Raw genomic sequence first — 16,051 nt, 5'->3', positions numbered from 1 at the left:
GCACGAGGCAGACCCGCTCGTCGGGCCTGAAGCTGTCCTTGCGCGCCACGGCCGCGGCCACCACGCAGGCCGCCGCCGGCTCCAGCAGCACCCGCCCGTTCTGGAGCACCCAGACGATTTCGCGGACGGCGTCCGCATCGGGCACGACGACGATCTCCTCGAGGAACTGCCGCGCCGCAGCCATCGTGCGCTTGGTCGCGAAGGGGGCGCCGAGCGTGCGTGCGATCGAGGTCGGGCGGATCGCGACCGGTTCGCCGGCGGCGAGCGCCTGCGTCATCGTCGTCGCGCCCTCGGTCTCGACGCCGTGCAGGCGCACGGCCGGGTCGAGCCCCTTCAGCGCCGCCCCGACGCCGGCCGAGAAGCCGCCGCCGCCGACCGAGATGAAGACATGGTCGAGCCGCCCGCCGGCATCGGCCGCCATTTCGAGGCCGAGCGTGCCGTGGCCGGCGATGATGGCCGGGTCGTCATAGGAATGGACATGGGTCATGCCCTGCGCGGCGTAAGTCTCGGCCTTGGCGAAGGCGGCGACGGAATCCTCGCAGAGCTCGACCTGCCCGCCGGCCTGCTCCGTCAGGCGGATATTCAGCGCCGGGGTCGCCTTCGGCATCAGCACCAGCGCCTGCGTGCCGACCGCCCGCGCGACGAGGGAAACGGCGATCGCATGGTTTCCGCCCGACACGGTGACGACGCCGCGCTGCAGCTCCGCTTCGCTCAGCCCCATCATCTTGTTGTAGCAGCCGCGGACCTTGAACGAGCCGCCGAGCTGTAGGCTCTCGACCTTCACCCAGGTTTCGACGCCGAGCCGCGCGGACAGCCCCGCGCTGTGAAAGGTCGGCGTGCGGCGGACTTTGCCGGCGATGCGCGCCGCGGCGGCCTGGACATCGGCAAGGGTGACGTCGAAGGCGGTGACGTCGAATGACATGGTGCGCTTATCCTCTACCGCGGCGATTCTGATCCGCGGCACGAGAGCGCGCCGGATACCGGGGCGTCAAGCGCCGGCATTTTTTAAGGAGCAGGCGGCTGCCCGGCCTTGGGGCGCGTATGATTGGGGGCACGCGTCGGCAGCGGCACGGCGGGGCGATCGGTGCGGTACTGGCCGCGCGCGATGGCGCCGAAGAGCAGCATCACGGCGGTCAAGGTCATCAGCCACCAGGGCAGCAGCGGCGCGAAGCCGAAGACGCTGAGCGCGAAGGCCGTGGTGAAGGCGGCGACGCCGCCTGCGGCGAGCGCGCCGGTCATGCGCCCGGCGGCGCGGATCGCGAAATACAGGCAGGCGGCGCCGGCCGCGGCCCCGACCAGCCCGAGCTCGTACCAGGTTTCGAACAGCAGCGTCGCCGGGGCGGGCTGAGGCAGCATGCCATTCATCTGGCCGCGCAGCACGGTATCGAGGCCATGTCCGGTGATCAGCTCGATCGGCGATTGCCGGATCACGTCGGCCCAGATCGAAAGCATCTGCGCGAAATCATCGGCGCTGTCGGGCAGGATCGGCACGAGCGGCGCCATCAGGAAGGGCAGGATCGGCGCGAACAGCATCAGCCCGGCGACGATCGCCGCGATGATCTTCGTGGCGCGCTCGGGATTGGCCGTGACCGCACCGAAGGCGACGGCGCCGAAGATCATGGCGATCGTCTCGCCGTCCTCGAAGCGCGTCAGGGCCAGCAGCGTCACGACGACGGCGAGGCCCAGCGCGCTCAGGCCGCGTTCGCGCGAGAGCAGCCAGGCCAGGGCCGGCCAGGCCATGATGAGCACGATCGACACGCCGCGTTCGACGGCGCCGGGCGGCGTCTCGGCATGGCGCAGCGCCGCCACCGCAATCAGCCCGAGCGCGAAGATGCCAGCGCTGCCGGTGCCGAGCGCGACGAGATTGAGGTTCGACGAGCGCATCCGCTCGGGCAGGGCGGAGAGGCCGACGAAGCCGAGAATGGCGGCGAGCATCAGATTGCTGGCCTTCTCCACGGCCGCGGCCGGATAGGGACTCCAGACCAGCGACAGGAAGGCCCAGGCGATCAGGCCGATCAGGATCAGGCCGGGACGGCTGACCAGAAGCGCCCGCAGGGTCGCCACGAATTTGCGCGGCTCCTGGACCAGGGTCGCGATGATCAGCAGGGCGACGCCGATCGGCACCAGCACGACGGCGGCGCGGCGCGAGACCAGTGCGGCGAGCGGCAGGACGAGCGCCAGCGTGCCGAAGCCGATGCGACGCAGCAGCAGCGCGGCGTCGGTCGCCGGATCGAGCGGTGTTTGGGCGTTGTTGCGGATCATGCGTTCCGGCGGGTCCTGACAGCCTCTCGGCCTGCCCGGCCGCCCGGGATGAGCCGCTGCCACCCTAGCGGGCGCAAGCGCGCTCGACTGTAGGTGCGGCGCAACAGTGGGAGGCTGTTTTGATGGCATCTGATGGGCCTGCGGCCGTGCCGGCTCCGCGCAGGTGCTTGCGGCTGCCCTACGACGCGTGCGGCACCGCGGCTCTGGCGAAGCGCCGGTGTTCGTGAGAGAAACCGGCATGACCATGCTGGCAGCCATCCCCTTTGCGAGCGGCTTTGCGATCGATGCCGTTATGCACGTCCTCGTCGACAGGCTGAAGCGGCGGGGCCTGCGCCTGGCCGGCGTGGTCCAGCATCATGACGACGGCTGCGACGACCGCTGCATGGCGATGTCGCTGGAAGATGTCGCGACCGGCCGACGTTTCCCGATCAGCCAGGATCTCGGCTCCGGCGCCGCGGGCTGCCATCTCGATGCGGCCGGGCTCGCCGCCGCGGCGGCGGCGTTCTCCGAGGCATCGGCCGGGCGCGCCGATCTCGTGATCGTCAACCGCTTCGGCAAGCAGGAGGCCCTGGGCGAGGGGCTGCGCCAGGAGATCGCCGGCGCGCTGCTCGCGGGCCTGCCGCTGCTGATCGCGGTGCGCAGCGACTTCCTGCTGGCCTGGCGCGATTTCGCCGGCGACGACTGGCTGGAGTTGCCGCCCGATGAGGAAGCGGTCGAGCGCTGGGCGCTGGCCGTGACCGCCGTCGCGGCCTGAGACCGATCGGGGTATGACGCAGCCGCCGACCATCGGCCTGATCCTCGCGGGCGGTCTTGCCCGGCGGATGGGCGGCGGCGACAAGGCGCTGAAGCCGCTCGCCGGCCGGCCGATCCTGAGCCACGTCGTCGAGCGCCTGCAGGGTCCGTGCGACGACCTCCTGCTCAATGCCAATGGCGATCCCGCGCGCCTCGCCGGGTTCGGCCTGCCGGTCGTCGCCGATAGCGTGCCGGATTTCGCGGGGCCGCTCGCGGGCATCCTCGCAGGGCTCGACTGGATCGCGGCGCATCGGCCGCAGATCGATTGGCTGCTCAGCGTCGCCGCCGATACGCCCTTCATTCCGGACAATCTCGCCTCCCGCCTGCATCAGGCGCGCGTCGCGGCGGGGACGCCGCTCGCCTGCGCCGCCTCGGGAGGGCGGCAGCATCACGCCATCGGTCTTTGGCCTCTCGCGCTGCGGCAGGATCTGCGCCGGGCCTTGGCCGCGGGCGAACGAAAGATCGGCCGCTGGACGGAAGGCTACGGCGTTGCGGTCGCGGAATGGCCGGCCAAGCCGATCGACCCCTTCTTCAACGTCAACACGCCCGAGGACCTCGCCGAAGCGGAGCGGCTGGCGGCGAGTCGCGCCTGACCGGCGCCTTACCCCTCCAGAAGCACCTTCAGCGCCGCGAGGTCTCGGCTGACCATGGCCGCGTCGCGCGCCATCTCGTCGTCGGACATGCCGTCGCGCTGGAACAGCGTGAAGACGACCTCGGCTCCGTCGCCATTGGCGACGACGCGCATCGGGTTGTGCATGACCGGTCCATGCTCGGGGATCACGGCATGGTCGAGCACCCCGTGATTGTTGGGCTCGCTGAACAGGATGCGCATCGGCCCCATCGGCGTCTCCGCCCGCCAGGTCATGCCTTCGACCGGCACGAAGCTATGGCCGAGACCCTCCGCCCAGCGCGGGAAATTCGCGGGCTCGGCGAGGAAGGCATAGACCTCCTCTGCCGGGCGGTCGATGCCGATCCCGATATGGCGGGCACGATGGACGGCCATGGCTGCATCCTTCTTTTGTTTAGAACAAAAGAAGAACAAAATATTGAGCGTGTCAAGCAGCCGGCACCTTGCGCCCTATTCGATGACGATGCGCGGAGCAGCCCGTGTGGCGCCGCCGAGGCCGACCTGCACCTGCCGGGCCAGCGCGACATAAGCCTTGGCATGCGCGCTTTGCGGATCGCTCGCTACGATCGGCCGGCCGCCGTCCGAGGTCTCGCGGATCGGCATGGCGAGCGGGATTTCGCCGAGGAAGGGGATGCCGAGCCGCTCGGCCTCGTGCCGGGCGCCGCCATGGGCGAAGATGTCGGAGCGGTGCCCGCAGGCCGGGCAGGTGAAATAGCTCATGTTCTCGACGAGGCCGAGGATCGGCACCGCGACCTTCCGGAACATCGCGACGCCGCGGCGCGCATCGAGCAAGGCGAGGTCCTGCGGCGTGGAGACGATGACGGCCCCCGCGAGCGGCACCTGCTGCGCCAGCGTAAGCTGAGCGTCGCCGGTACCGGGCGGCATGTCGACGACGAGCACGTCGAGATCGCCCCAGGCGACCTCGCGCAGCATCTGGGTGATCGCCGAGATCACCATCGGCCCGCGCCAGATCATCGGCGTTTCCTCGTCGACGAGGAAGCCGATCGACATGACCTTGAGCCCATAGGCCTCCATCGGCGCGAGCGTCCGGCCCGAGACGATCTGCGGTTTGCCGGTGATGCCGAAGATCTTCGGCATGGACGGCCCGTAAATGTCGGAATCGAGCACGCCGACCTTGAGGCCGAGCGTCGAGAGCGCCACGGCGAGATTGGCCGCGGTCGTCGACTTGCCGACGCCGCCCTTGCCGCTGGCGACGGCGATGATCTGCTTCACGCCCGGCACGCCGGCGGGTCTCGGCGCGCCGCCCGGCCCGGGGCGCTGCGCCTGCTGGCGTGCTTGCATGCCGGCCGATGGGCCGGCCTTGTCCGCGGTCAGCCCGACCAGCACCTGCGTCACGCCGGGCAGGCCTCCGACGGCGCTCTCGGCCGCCTTGCGCACAGGCTCCATCGCCGCCGCTTCGGTCGCGTCGATGCGGATCGCGAAGATCACCTTGCTGCCATCGACGAGGATGTCGCCGATCCGGCCGGAGGCGGCGAGCGATTGCCCGCTCGCCGGCAGCTTCACCAGTTCGAGCGCCCGCAGGACATCGGCTTGGGATACGGTCACGTCGCTGGACTCCGTTGGCTCGCGGTCTCAGGCCGCCTTGCGGATATGGAAGACGAGGGCGCCATCCGCATCCCCCTGCCGCTCGATGCTGTCGCCGGTTTCCCGCGCGAGGTTCGGCAGGTCGATCGCCGCCATCGGGTCGGTGCATTGCACGATAATGAGGCTGCCGGCCGGCGCGGCGATCAGGGCCTTGCGGACGCGCAGCACCGGGAGCGGGCATTTAAGCCCGCGCAGATCGAGCGGGATCGGAGCGAGGGTCGTGCCGGCTGGGGCCATCATCGTCATGCTGCTTCATAGGACGGCTGTTCGGCGCGCTGCAACCGCCGCCTTGCCGCAGCATGCTTGACCCCATCTGCGGCGGCGACGATGAAGAGCCATCGATCGGGAGGAAGCGGGCGGCGATGCGATCAGGCGGCCGAAACAGGCGAGGGGCGTGATGGCGCGGTTGGGCGACGGCCGCACCGATTCCGGGCTCGTCACGCTCGACGAGGCGGCAGCCGGCGCGGTCTCGCGCGTGGACCCCGTCGCAGAGACCTTGAAATTGCCTCTCGCCGCCGCCGACGGCCATGTCCTGGCTGAGGCGGTCGTTGCCAGGCTCGACCTGCCTCCCTTCGCCAATTCCGCAGTGGACGGCTATGCCATCCGCTTCGCCGATCTCGCCGCCGCGGGCGCGACCAGCCTGCCGGTCCAGGGCCGAACGCTGGCCGGCGAGGCTCCGGCGCGCCTGGATCACGGCGCCTGGCGCATCTTCACCGGCGCACCGGTCCCCGAGGGGGCGGACACCATCGTGATGCAGGAGGATGTCGTCGCGAGCGACGGCGTGGTCACTATGCCGGCAGGCCTCCGACGCGGCGCAAATCTGCGCCTGGCCGGCGAGGATGTCGCGTGCGGGCAGGAGGCCCTCCCGGCCGGGCGGCGTCTGCGCCCGCCGGACCTCGGCCTGCTGGCCGCGCTCGGATTGGCTGAGGTCCCCGTGCGCCGCCGCCCGCGCGTGGCGCTGTTCTCGACCGGCGACGAGCTCACCGAGCCCGGCCGGCCGCTCGGCCCCGGCGCGATCTACGACGCCAACCGGGCGATGCTGCACGCCATGCTGGTGCGTGCCGGCGCAGAGATCGTCGACCTCGGCATCCTGCGCGACGATGCCGAAGGCCTGGAGCAACGGCTGCGCGAGGCTGCGACCGGTTGCGATCTCGTCCTGACCTCGGGCGGCGTCTCGGTCGGCGAGGCCGATCATGTCAGGGATGCGGTGCTGGCCTGTGGCGGGCTCGATCTCTGGCGCGTGGCGATCAAGCCCGGCAAGCCGATCGCGATCGGCAGCGTTGCCGGCACGCCTTTCGTCGGCTTGCCCGGCAATCCTGTCGCGGTCTTCGTCGGTTTCGCCTTCGTCGCCCGTCCGCTGCTCGCCCGGCTGGCGGGTGAAACCTATGTTTCTCCGGCCGCCTGGCCGGTCAGGCTGGGCTTCACGCACGCCCGGAAACCGGGTCGTCGCGAGTTCCTGCGGGTGTCGCTGGAGCGGGATGCTGACGGCATCGTTGCGCGCAGACACCCCGGCGAGGGTGCCGGTTCACTCGCGTCGCTCGCGCAATCGGACGGGCTCGTCGTTCTGGCCGAGGATATCACGCAGGTGAAAGCGGGCGATTTAGCCCCCTTCCTTCCCTACGCCGAGCTTCTCTAGTCGCGCCGGAAGATCACGCTCGCGCCCCAGCCGAGGAAGAGCGCCAGCAGCACCGTGGCGAGGCCGTACAGCACGGCCCAGTCATAGGCGCCGGAGGCCAGCCGTTGCTCGATCCCGGACTTGATCACCTCGAAATTCGTCTGCTGTCGCGCCAATGGCACGCCGCCGGAATAGAGCACGATGTCGACGGTGTAGGATCCGGTCGGCGCCGTCGCGGGGATGTCGACCGGCGCGCTGAACAGCGCGCTCGACAGGAAGGTGACGCCGCGCTCCTCGTAGCCGTAGAGGTCCTTGGCCTGCATGATGCGGACAAGGCTGTCGCGGAAGCGGCGCGCGCCGGGATCGAGATCGACCCAGGTGCCGGCGGGCCGCTCGGCATTGGCGAGGCCGATGCGCTCGCGCTGCGCCGTCTCGTTCGACATCATCTCCGCGATCGGCCGGTTGCTGGCGACATGCAGGAAGACCGGGTTGTCCGGGAAACGCCGCTGCGTCCGGTTGATCCAGATCGGGCCGAGCCGCTCCTTCTCGCGCACCAGCAGCATGCGGCGCGGCCCGCGCACGGTGACGATGATGTCGTAGGGATCGCCGCGCGCCACCGTCCGGCCGTCGCGCTCGACCAGCCCGAACACGGTGAGCTGGCTGCCGGTATAGTTCGAGGTGATCTGGATCTGGTGGCTCGACATCGCCGCGATCAGCGTCTCGGCTCGCGCGTCCGAAACCGTAAGTCCGATGGCGAGGGCGGCGAGGAGTATGGCGAGCCGTCTCATCGCGAACTCTCCGGCAGGACGACCGAGAAGGGCTCGCTGGGCGGAATGAAGAGCTCGATGGCGAAGCGCAGGCCGACCGACAGGATCAGCAGGGCCAATAGCAGGCGGAAGGATTCGACATTGAGGTTGCGTGCCGCGCGGCCGCCGAACTGCGCGCCGATCACGCCGCCGACCAGCAGCAACACGGCCAGCACGATATCGACCGACTGGTTGGTGACCGCGTGCAGCAGCGTGGCACCCGTCATCGTCACCAGGATCTGGAACAGCGAGGTTCCGACCACGACCGCAGGCGGAATCCGGAAGAAATAGATCAGGCCGGGCACAAGGATGAAGCCGCCGCCGACGCCGAGTACGGCGCCGATGAAGCCGATGATCACCGCGAGCAGTGCGATGGGAATGACGCTGCAATACAGGCCGGAGCGGTAGAAGCGCACGCGGAAGGGCAGCCCCATCCACCAGGGATGCATGCCGCCGCGCCGCTTCAGGCGCGCCGGCTTGCCGGCCCGGACGCGCAGCATGGCCCGCAGCGCGTCGTAGAGCATCAGCCCGCCGATGATCGAGAACAGCGTGACATAGGACAGCGTGATCACGAGCTCGAGCTGGCCGAGCCGCTTCATCGTGTTGAAAAACAGCACGCCCAGCACGGTTCCGAGGATGCCGCCGCTGACCAGCACGCTGCCGAGCTTGAGGTCGAGCGCCCTGCGCCGGAGATAGGTCAGCACGCCGGTCATCGAGGAGCCCGCGACCTGTGCCGCGACGGTCGCGACCGCCACGGCCGGCGGAATGTCGAGGAAGATCAGCAGCGGCGTCAGCAGGAAGCCGCCGCCGACGCCGAACAGGCCGGAGATGAAGCCCACCGCACCACTCAGGCCGAGAACCATCAGCACGCTGATCGGCAGCTCGGCGATCGGCAGGTAGATCTGCACGCTTACCCCTCGCAAGGCGGGCGCTTGGCCGCTGGCCTGCGCCTGATGGGTCCCAGACTAGGCTGTCCGGGTTAAGAGCCTCTGCCAAAACCCGGAGGGGTCTCGACGCCGGCAATTCGTCCGCTCCGCCAGGAGCGGGGTGAAGCCGATACCGTTGGTATCGGCAAGCGCCGCGACGCCGTGGACGGTCGAATTCCCGGCGCCGGAGGTGGGCTTTGGTGGACCGCCTGCGGCGTCGGACCGACTTGCCGATATCGAAGGATATCGGCTGCGCGCTCCTCCTGGCATGCGGCTCCTCCAAAGCCCATCGAGATCCCTCCGGGTTTTGGCAGAGGCTCTTGGACAAGGTCCTGAAAAAGGCAGGTTCCTGAAAAGGAAAGACGGGCCGCTTCCGGCCCGCCCTAGGAAACGATTGTTCTTGGTCTCGCGTCAACACGTCGAAAGCATGACGTCGCGCAACGCCGCTCAGCTTCGGGACGGCTTGGCGGGCTTCGCCACCGCTGCGGTCGGCTGCGGGTCCCAACCCTTGGCCGGCGGGGTGACTTCGTTGGCGGCGGCGTCGAGCGTCTTCGGCTTCCAGTTGGCCGCCAGCCCCTTGGCGGCGGCGAGATCTTCCGGCTTCAGGCGCTGGGCCACCTCGTCGCGCTTGCGGCCGGCATCCTCGTCGCCCTGGATCGCCGCGACCGAGAACCAGACGAAGGACTGGGCGAGGTCGGTCGGCGCGCCGAGGCCGCGTCCGAGCAGCACGGCGAGGTTGTACTGGCTGTCGCGAACGCCGAACTCGGCGGCGCGGCGGAACCACTCCGTCGCCAGGGCGTAGTCCGGCTTGCCGGAGACCCCCTCGGCATGGAGCACGGCGAGGTTGTGCATCGCCTTGGCGTTGCCGCGCTCGGCCGCGCGCTGGTACCAGATCCGGGCGAGGCCGAGGTCGCGCTGCGTGCCGATGCCCTTCTCGAACATGTTGCCGACGCGGAACTGGGCCGGCGCAAGACCCGCGACCGCGGCACGCTCGAACAGGCGCAGCGCCAGCTTGGGGTCGCGCTGGTTGGCCGGACCGTCGGCGGCCTTGCTCGCCAGCTCGTAGACCGCGCGCGCATCGCCGTCCTGAGCCGCCTTGCGCAGCCCGGCGCTGCCGAACCCGGCCGGCAGGTCGCCGATCCCGGTCACGACCTGGATCTGTTCCGCCGGAGCGGCCGGCGCCGCGACAGGAGCGGCTTCGGCAGCAGGCGGGGTAGTGGGGGCGGCGGCCGCGGTGACGGACCGTTCGGGCGCGGCATTGTTCGCAGCCGGTTGGACGGGGGCGTCCTGCGGGGCGGCGGGCAGCGCGGAGGACTGGTCCTTGGCGGGGGGCTGCACCGGTGCGGCCGGCGCTTCGGGCTGGGCGGCGGGCGGCGCGATCAGGCTGCGCGCCTCGTTATTGGCGGCCTTGTTGCCGTCGCCGCGCAGCGAGGTCGTGACGAGATGCGCGGTGCCCATGGCGAGGATCAGCGCGGCAAGGCCGAGCAGCAGCGGGCGCTTGCGCTTCTCCAGGATCTCCTTGATCCGGCCGGGGCTCTTGGTCGCGGGCTCGGCCGTGGGGGAGGGCGCGGAGGCGGCGGCCTCGCTGGCGGCCTTGGCCGAGCGGCGCGCGGCGGCGATGAGGCTCTGGCGGACCGATTGCGCATCCTGGCCGACAGTGGCGGCGGCCTCCGGGCGCGGACGGCCGGAGCCGGGCTCCAGCGGCATGTCGAAGGCCGTGCTGGCCGAGAGGCTCGGCTCGGTGCGGGCGGGCTCCCCGGCCGATCCGGCGAAACGATCCTGCGCGGCAGCACCGACCGACAGGCCGGGGATCTCGCGCGTGGAGGCAGGCACGGCGCCGGCACGCGGGGCTTCGCCGCGCATGGCCGCAGCCAGGGTGCCGGCCGGAGGGCGGCGCTCGCCCTGCAGTTCGGCCTCGAGGCTCGCGAGCCGCGACATGATCAGGTCGAGCGAGCCGTGGACGGCGCCGATGGCATCGCGCGTCTGGCTGTCCGAGGAGACATGCGTGTCGCGCAGACCGGTGACCAGGCTCGACAGCTCGGCGATGCCCTTGCCGGACGCCGCCGTGTTCGCCGCCTGGACGAGGGCGGCGCGCTCGGCGGCCGTCTCCTCGCGCATCGAGCGCAGGTGCACCACGAGGTCCTGCAGCGTGCGCTCCATGCCGTTCTCGGCCGAGCGGGTCGCGGACGCCTCGTCGAGGCGGCTGGCGATGCCGGAGATCTGCCGTTCGAGGGCATCGAAGGATTCGGCGTTCGCACCGGGCGCGCCGGCTTCGTCGATCTTCTCGGCGAGATGCTTCAGCATCTGCTCGATCGGGTTGAGATCGATCGGCGCCGCGCCTTCGCCCACCATCCGGGTCAACTGGCTCGAAGCGGCGAGGCTTTCGATCCGGTCGGACAGAGCTTCGATCTGGCGCGTGACGGCGGACGGCCCCTGCTCGGCAAGCAGGTCGATGCGCTGTTGCAGCGAGTCGATGCGGCTGGCGAGGTAGTCGCTCTGCCGGGAGGCGTTGCCCTCGTCCAGCTTCTGGGTGGCGACCTCGTCGAACTTACGCGTCAGTGCGTCGATCTGGGTGGAAAGCGAGGTCAGCAGGCCCGCACCGGGGAACTCGCCGCGCTGCGACAGCACCACGCCGCGCACGTCGTCAATGGCGTTCGCCAGGCTGCGCATCTCGCCCATGTCGGGGCGGACGTCGCGTAGCCGGCCGATCTCGAAACCGAGCGTCGCGACCTGCTGGGAAAGCTCGTCGAGCTTGTGGTCCTGGCCGCCGGCGCCGAGGATGTCGCGGAGTTCCGCGATATCGCGCCGAATCGGATCAAGGTTGGTGACCTGGCCGCCACGGGTCGCCAGCGCGTCGACCTTGGCGGCGAGATGCGCGATCTCGAGCTGGAAGCGCTGGTAGCTCTCGCCGGCCCGGTCCTGCGACAGCCGCGAGACTTCCGCCTCGATCCGGGTGAGCGGCTTCAGCAGGGGTTCGAACTGGTCGTGCCGGTCCAATTGGTCGAGGCGCTCGGCCAGGAGGCCGATCTTGGCCTCGATCGCGCTCGTGTCGACGCGCATCGGGGCGGCTGGCCGCTGCGGCGGGATGGGCCGGCGGCTTTCATGGGAGAGGCGGGAGCCGATCTCGCGCAGATCCTCGCGCAGCGCCGAAATGCGCTCCGGTGCGACCGCAGCCGGCCGGGAGGCCATGGCCTCGTCGGTATCGAGGAAGCGCTGGCGCGTGCGGATATCCGTGACGGCGGCGGCGAGGCCCTCGCGGCTGAAGGCGAGGCGGGGCGCCTGTTCCGCGCGGGGCTGCTGCGCCTCGAGGTTGCGGCGCTCGATTTCGGCGATGCGCTCGCCCATCGTCTTGATCGCGTCGGCGATGACGTTGGTCGCGCGCTCCTGGCGCTCGGCGGAGCCGCGCTCGCTCGACGACAGGCGGTCTTCCGTCTTCTCGATCCAGCGGGTGATCGAATCCAGGGCGCCTGCGGTGCGGGCATTGGCTTCGCGGGTCAGGCTTTCGAGCGCGGCGGCGTGGCTCACGAGGCCGTCGATCGCCTCGCGCGACGGGCCCGGCGCCGGCTGACGCGGCGCGGTATCGGTCCGGCCCTGCGACAGGCGGGCGAGCCGCTCGGACAGTGCGGCGATGTCGAGCTGTTCCGGCGCCTCCGGGGCGCTCCCCTCGTCGCTCTCGTCGCGGATCTTGTGGTCGAGCCATTCGCCCAGCGTCATGCCAGCCCGGCGCGCCGCTGCCTTCGCCGCATCGCGTGTCCGGGGGTCGACGCCCTTCACGCTCCAGGGCAAGCTATTGGCCATGATCTCGCTCGCCTAAGGGGAACCTTGTCAGCGGCAGGCGAGGCCCCCTGATGCCGTCGCCTTCCGCGCGAACCTTGGCAGATCGTGAAGATACCGTTGACGAAGCCACGACGCCGATGCGCGTTCCCGACATTTGGCCGGCATGGTAAACAGCGGGTTAACAACCGCGGCTGGATCGTTAATTTTCTCCGAATGCCGTTTGGCAGCCGTGTTTTCCGGGCATGTAACGGTAACTTACCCCGCCGGAACGACGTATTACCTGACGCAGCGAGAGCTGCGACCCTATCACTGGGTCTCGATCGGTGCCGCCATATGGGCCGGCGATTCGATCCAATCGCAAGGATTGCAGCTTTCATGTCACGCCAAAGCTTGGCTATGGCGGGTTCCTCGATTCATGAAACCCGCTCCCCCGCCGACTCCGCCGATGCCGACCAGGCCGGCGATTTCACCATCAGCGATCTCGCCCGCGACTTCGGCGTGACGTTGCGCACGCTCCGCTTCTACGAGTCGCGGGGCCTGATCGCGCCGAGCCGTTCCGGCATGACGCGCATCTATTCGGCGCGTGACCGCGCTCGCCTCGCCCTGATCCTCAAGGGCAAGCAGCTTGGTTTCACGCTCGTCGAAATCCGCGCCATGCTGGCCAACGAGGACAAGAAGGGGACGGCCGGCGACACGGCCGCTTCCGTCGGCGGCCTCCAGCTCAGCCGCGACCAGATCGTCGAGCAGCTTGACCTGCTGCGCAGCCAGCGCAGCGAGATCGAGGGCGCGATCGCCGAGCTCGAAGCTTCGCTCTCGCGTATGCCGAAGGCATGAGCGGCGCTTTCCGAGGTGGGTCATCCCGCACGCGCCGTAGCGTGAAACGCTGCTGCGCAGATGCGGGATCGCATGACGAAGGGCCTCTTTTCTGAGGACGGTCCCGTGTCTGCGCAGCGGCACTGCGCGCCGCAGCGCGCACGGGATGACGCCAGCATCCTCAAAGCCCCGGCTCCGCCGGGGCTTTTTTTATGGTCGCGTCACGCTCCCGCCATCCGGGCGACGACAAAATCGCATCGTCACAGTTGCAACTTCGCCGAGATTGTTTATATATGAACTATCTTGATGCGGCGACAGCGATCAGGCGCCGCCTTTGCGACGAGAGGGAGGATCAGATGCCGGTCTACAAGGCACCCGTCGACGACACGCTTTTCCTGCTCAACGACGTCTTCAACATCGAGCGCTACAACAACCTGCCGGGCTTCGCCGACGCGTCCGCGGACGTGATCGAGGCCGTGCTCGGCGAGGGTGCCAAGCTCTGCGAGGAAGTCCTTCAGCCGATCAACTGGTCCGGCGACCAGGAAGGCTGCACCCGCCATGCCGATGGTCGCGTCACCACGCCGAAGGGCTTCAAGGAGGCCTATGAGGCCTATGCCGGCGGCGGCTGGATCGGCCTTGCCATGGACCCCGAATATGGCGGCCAGGGCCTGCCCTACACGCTCGGCGCCGTGATGAACGAATACGCCTCGGCCGCGAACATGGCCTTCGCCATGTATCCGGGCCTGACCATGGGCGCGATCGCCGCGCTCTATGTCCACGGCTCCGACGAGATCAAGCGCACCTATCTGCCGAAGATGATCGACGGCACCTGGTCGGGCACCATGAACCTGACCGAACCGCATTGCGGCACCGATCTCGGCCTGCTCAAGACCAAGGCCGTGCCGAACAGCGACGGCTCCTACGCCATCTCCGGCACCAAGATCTTCATCTCCGCCGGCGAGCAGGACATCACCGAGAACATCGTCCATCTCGTGCTCGCCCGCATCGAAGGCGCGCCGGCCGGCGTGAAGGGCATCTCGCTCTTCGTGGTGCCGCGCAACAAGCTGGGCGCGGACGGCTCGGTCGGCGCGAATAACGGCGTGTCCTGCGGCTCGATCGAGCACAAGATGGGCATCCACGGCAATGCCACCTGTGTCATGAACTATGACGGCGCGCAGGGCTGGCTGGTCGGGGCGGAGAACAAGGGCCTCAACGCCATGTTCGTGATGATGAACGAGGCCCGCCTCGGCGTCGCGATCCAGGGCCTCGCCCAGTCCGAGGTCGCCTATCAGAACGCCGTCGCCTATGCCAAGGAGCGCCTGCAGGGCCGCGCGCTGACCGGCGCCAAGGAGCCCGCCAAGCCGGCCGATCCGATCATCGTCCATCCCGACGTGCGCCGCACGCTGATGTCGATTAAGGCCTTCAACGAGGCGGCCCGCGCCTTCGTGCTCTGGAACGCGCTGAAGTCGGACATCGCCCATCGCTCCGGCGACGCGGCCGAGCGTCAGGCGGCCGACGACCAGCTCGGCCTGATGACCCCGGTACTCAAGGGCGTGCTCACCGATATCGGCTTCGACAACGCCGTGAAGGCGCAGCAGATGTTCGGCGGCCATGGCTACATCGCCGAGACCGGCGTCGAGCAGTTCGTCCGCGATGCCCGCATCGCCATGATTTACGAGGGCGCCAACGGCGTGCAGGCCATGGACCTCGTCGGCCGCAAGCTCGGCCGCGACGGCGGCCGCGGCATCATGGCCTTCTTCAACGAGGTCGGTGGTTTCCTGAAGGAGAATGCCGAGGACGAGGCGCTCAAGCCGCTGCTCGGGCCTTTGCAGGTTTCACTGGGCCATCTCCAGCAGGCGGCGATGTGGTTCATGAACAATGCGCTCGCCAAGCCCGACAATGCCGGCGCCGGCGCCAGCGACTTCATGCACCTGCTCGGCCTCGTCTCGCTCGGCTACATGTGGGTGAAGATGGCCAAGGCCGCGCAGGAGAAGCTCAAGGCCGGTGCCGACGAGCGGATGAGCGCCAAGCTGGTCACGGCCCGCTTCTTCATGGAGCGCACCTTGCCGGAAACCGCCGCCCATCTGGCGCGGATCACCTCCGGTTCGGATACGACCATGGCGCTGAGCGTCGAGCAGTTCTGACGAAAACGCCGTCATGCCCGGGCTTGACCCGGGCATCTCTTGCAGAACTTGCTGGATGACGAGATGGTCGGGTCAAGCCCGACCATGACGTCCGGCACCAGAACGCGCCGTCCGACGGCGCCCCGGGAGGCCACCAAATGGCAGACGCATTCATCTACGACCACGTCCGGACGCCGCGCGGCAAGGGCAAGGCCGACGGCTCGCTCCACGAAGTCACGGCTATCGAGCTCGGCACCCAGGCTCTGCGCGCGATCAAGGACCGCAACGGTCTCGATCCGCTCCTCGTCGAGGACGTGGTGATGGGCTGCGTCGATCCGGTCGGCGAGGCCGGCGCCGATATCGCCCGCACCGTCGCGCTCAAGGCCGGCTACGGCAAGGAAGTGCCGGGCGTCCAGATCAACCGCTTCTGCGCCTCGGGCCTCGATGCGGTGAACCTCGCCGCGGCGCAGGTCATGTCCGGTCAGAAGGAGATGGCGATCGGCGGCGGCGTCGAGTCGATGTCGCGCGTCGGCATGGGTGCCTCGGGCTTCGGTATCGCGGTCGATCCGTCGGTCGCGATCGATACCTATTTCATGCCGCAGGGCGTCGCCGCAGACCTGATCGCCACCAAGTACGGCTTCTCGCGCGACGATGTCGACGCCTTCGCCGTGCGCTCGCACCAGCGTGCCGCAAAGGCCTGGGCC

14 protein-coding genes are annotated in these 16,051 nt (G+C 69.4%); 6 read left to right on the top strand and 8 right to left on the bottom strand.

The genetic code is table 11. The features are described 5' to 3' along the window. On the bottom strand, positions 1-922 hold a 922-nt coding region (locus tag JHD80_RS23670; RefSeq protein WP_199092436.1), incomplete at its 3' end, for a threonine ammonia-lyase. 83 nt (positions 923-1,005) lie between these two features. After that, positions 1,006-2,262: a peptide ABC transporter permease gene (locus tag JHD80_RS23665; protein WP_199092435.1), complete on the bottom strand. Its 1,257-nt coding sequence runs from the start codon at positions 2,260-2,262 to the stop codon at positions 1,006-1,008. A 238-nt stretch (positions 2,263-2,500) separates the two neighbouring features. Between JHD80_RS23665 and JHD80_RS23660 the strand changes: the two genes are divergently transcribed. Both JHD80_RS23660 and mobA read left to right on the top strand, forming a co-directional pair. Continuing rightward, positions 2,501-3,016, top strand: a complete 516-nt coding sequence (locus JHD80_RS23660; protein ID WP_199092434.1) for a DUF2478 domain-containing protein — start codon at positions 2,501-2,503, stop codon at positions 3,014-3,016. A gap of 13 nt (positions 3,017-3,029) precedes the next feature. Next, entirely contained in the window at positions 3,030-3,647 is a 618-nt protein-coding gene (gene mobA, locus JHD80_RS23655) for a molybdenum cofactor guanylyltransferase MobA (RefSeq protein ID WP_199092433.1), read from the top strand. Positions 3,648-3,655: 8 nt separating this feature from the next. Here the strand turns inward: mobA and JHD80_RS23650 are convergent, their stop codons facing one another. The 3 genes from JHD80_RS23650 to JHD80_RS23640 all read right to left on the bottom strand — a co-directional run bounded on the left by JHD80_RS23650 (position 3,656) and on the right by JHD80_RS23640 (position 5,533). After that, the gene (locus tag JHD80_RS23650) at positions 3,656-4,057 is read right to left on the bottom strand and encodes an SRPBCC family protein (protein ID WP_199092431.1); all 402 of its coding nucleotides are present in this window, start codon (positions 4,055-4,057) and stop codon (positions 3,656-3,658) included. Positions 4,058-4,132: 75 nt separating this feature from the next. Further along, complete coding sequence (locus JHD80_RS23645; protein WP_199092429.1) at positions 4,133-5,248, bottom strand: P-loop NTPase; 1,116 nt, start codon at positions 5,246-5,248, stop codon at positions 4,133-4,135. Positions 5,249-5,275: 27 nt separating this feature from the next. Beyond that, on the bottom strand, positions 5,276-5,533 hold the full coding sequence (locus JHD80_RS23640) for a sulfurtransferase TusA family protein (protein WP_465246552.1): 258 nt from the start codon (positions 5,531-5,533) through the stop codon (positions 5,276-5,278). Between the two features lie 151 nt (positions 5,534-5,684). Between JHD80_RS23640 and JHD80_RS23635 the strand changes: the two genes are divergently transcribed. Then, entirely contained in the window at positions 5,685-6,923 is a 1,239-nt protein-coding gene (locus JHD80_RS23635; protein WP_199092427.1) for a molybdopterin molybdotransferase MoeA, read from the top strand. Here JHD80_RS23635 and JHD80_RS23630 read toward each other — a convergent pair. The 3 genes from JHD80_RS23630 to JHD80_RS23620 form a co-directional block, all read right to left on the bottom strand. Beyond that, positions 6,920-7,690, bottom strand: a complete 771-nt coding sequence (locus JHD80_RS23630) for a TIGR02186 family protein (protein ID WP_199092425.1) — start codon at positions 7,688-7,690, stop codon at positions 6,920-6,922. The two genes, JHD80_RS23635 and JHD80_RS23630, sit on opposite strands and share 4 nt — an antisense overlap. Further along, on the bottom strand, positions 7,687-8,616 hold the full coding sequence (locus JHD80_RS23625; RefSeq protein WP_199092423.1) for a TSUP family transporter: 930 nt from the start codon (positions 8,614-8,616) through the stop codon (positions 7,687-7,689). Before JHD80_RS23625 ends, JHD80_RS23630 begins: the two co-directional genes overlap by 4 nt. 465 nt (positions 8,617-9,081) lie before the next feature. Further along, positions 9,082-12,432 (bottom strand): SEL1-like repeat protein, encoded by a 3,351-nt coding sequence (locus tag JHD80_RS23620; protein ID WP_199092421.1) that lies wholly within the window; start codon positions 12,430-12,432, stop codon positions 9,082-9,084. A 354-nt stretch (positions 12,433-12,786) separates the two neighbouring features. Here JHD80_RS23620 and JHD80_RS23615 point away from each other — a divergent pair, with 354 nt between their 5' ends. From JHD80_RS23615 to JHD80_RS23605, 3 genes are all read left to right on the top strand, one after another. Then, entirely contained in the window at positions 12,787-13,245 is a 459-nt protein-coding gene (locus JHD80_RS23615; protein ID WP_248311743.1) for a MerR family transcriptional regulator, read from the top strand. Positions 13,246-13,580: 335 nt separating this feature from the next. Further along, a complete protein-coding gene (locus JHD80_RS23610) occupies positions 13,581-15,368 on the top strand; it encodes an acyl-CoA dehydrogenase C-terminal domain-containing protein (RefSeq protein WP_199092419.1) in 1,788 nt (595 codons plus the stop codon). Between the two features lie 137 nt (positions 15,369-15,505). Then, positions 15,506-16,051: thiolase family protein (locus tag JHD80_RS23605; RefSeq protein ID WP_282568431.1), on the top strand; the 546-nt coding region annotated here is incomplete at its 3' end.

The organism is Allobosea sp. ASV33 (genome assembly GCF_016428755.1).
GTDB lineage: Bacteria > Pseudomonadota > Alphaproteobacteria > Rhizobiales > Beijerinckiaceae > Allobosea.
This window is presented reverse-complemented; position numbering and strand designations above follow the sequence as displayed.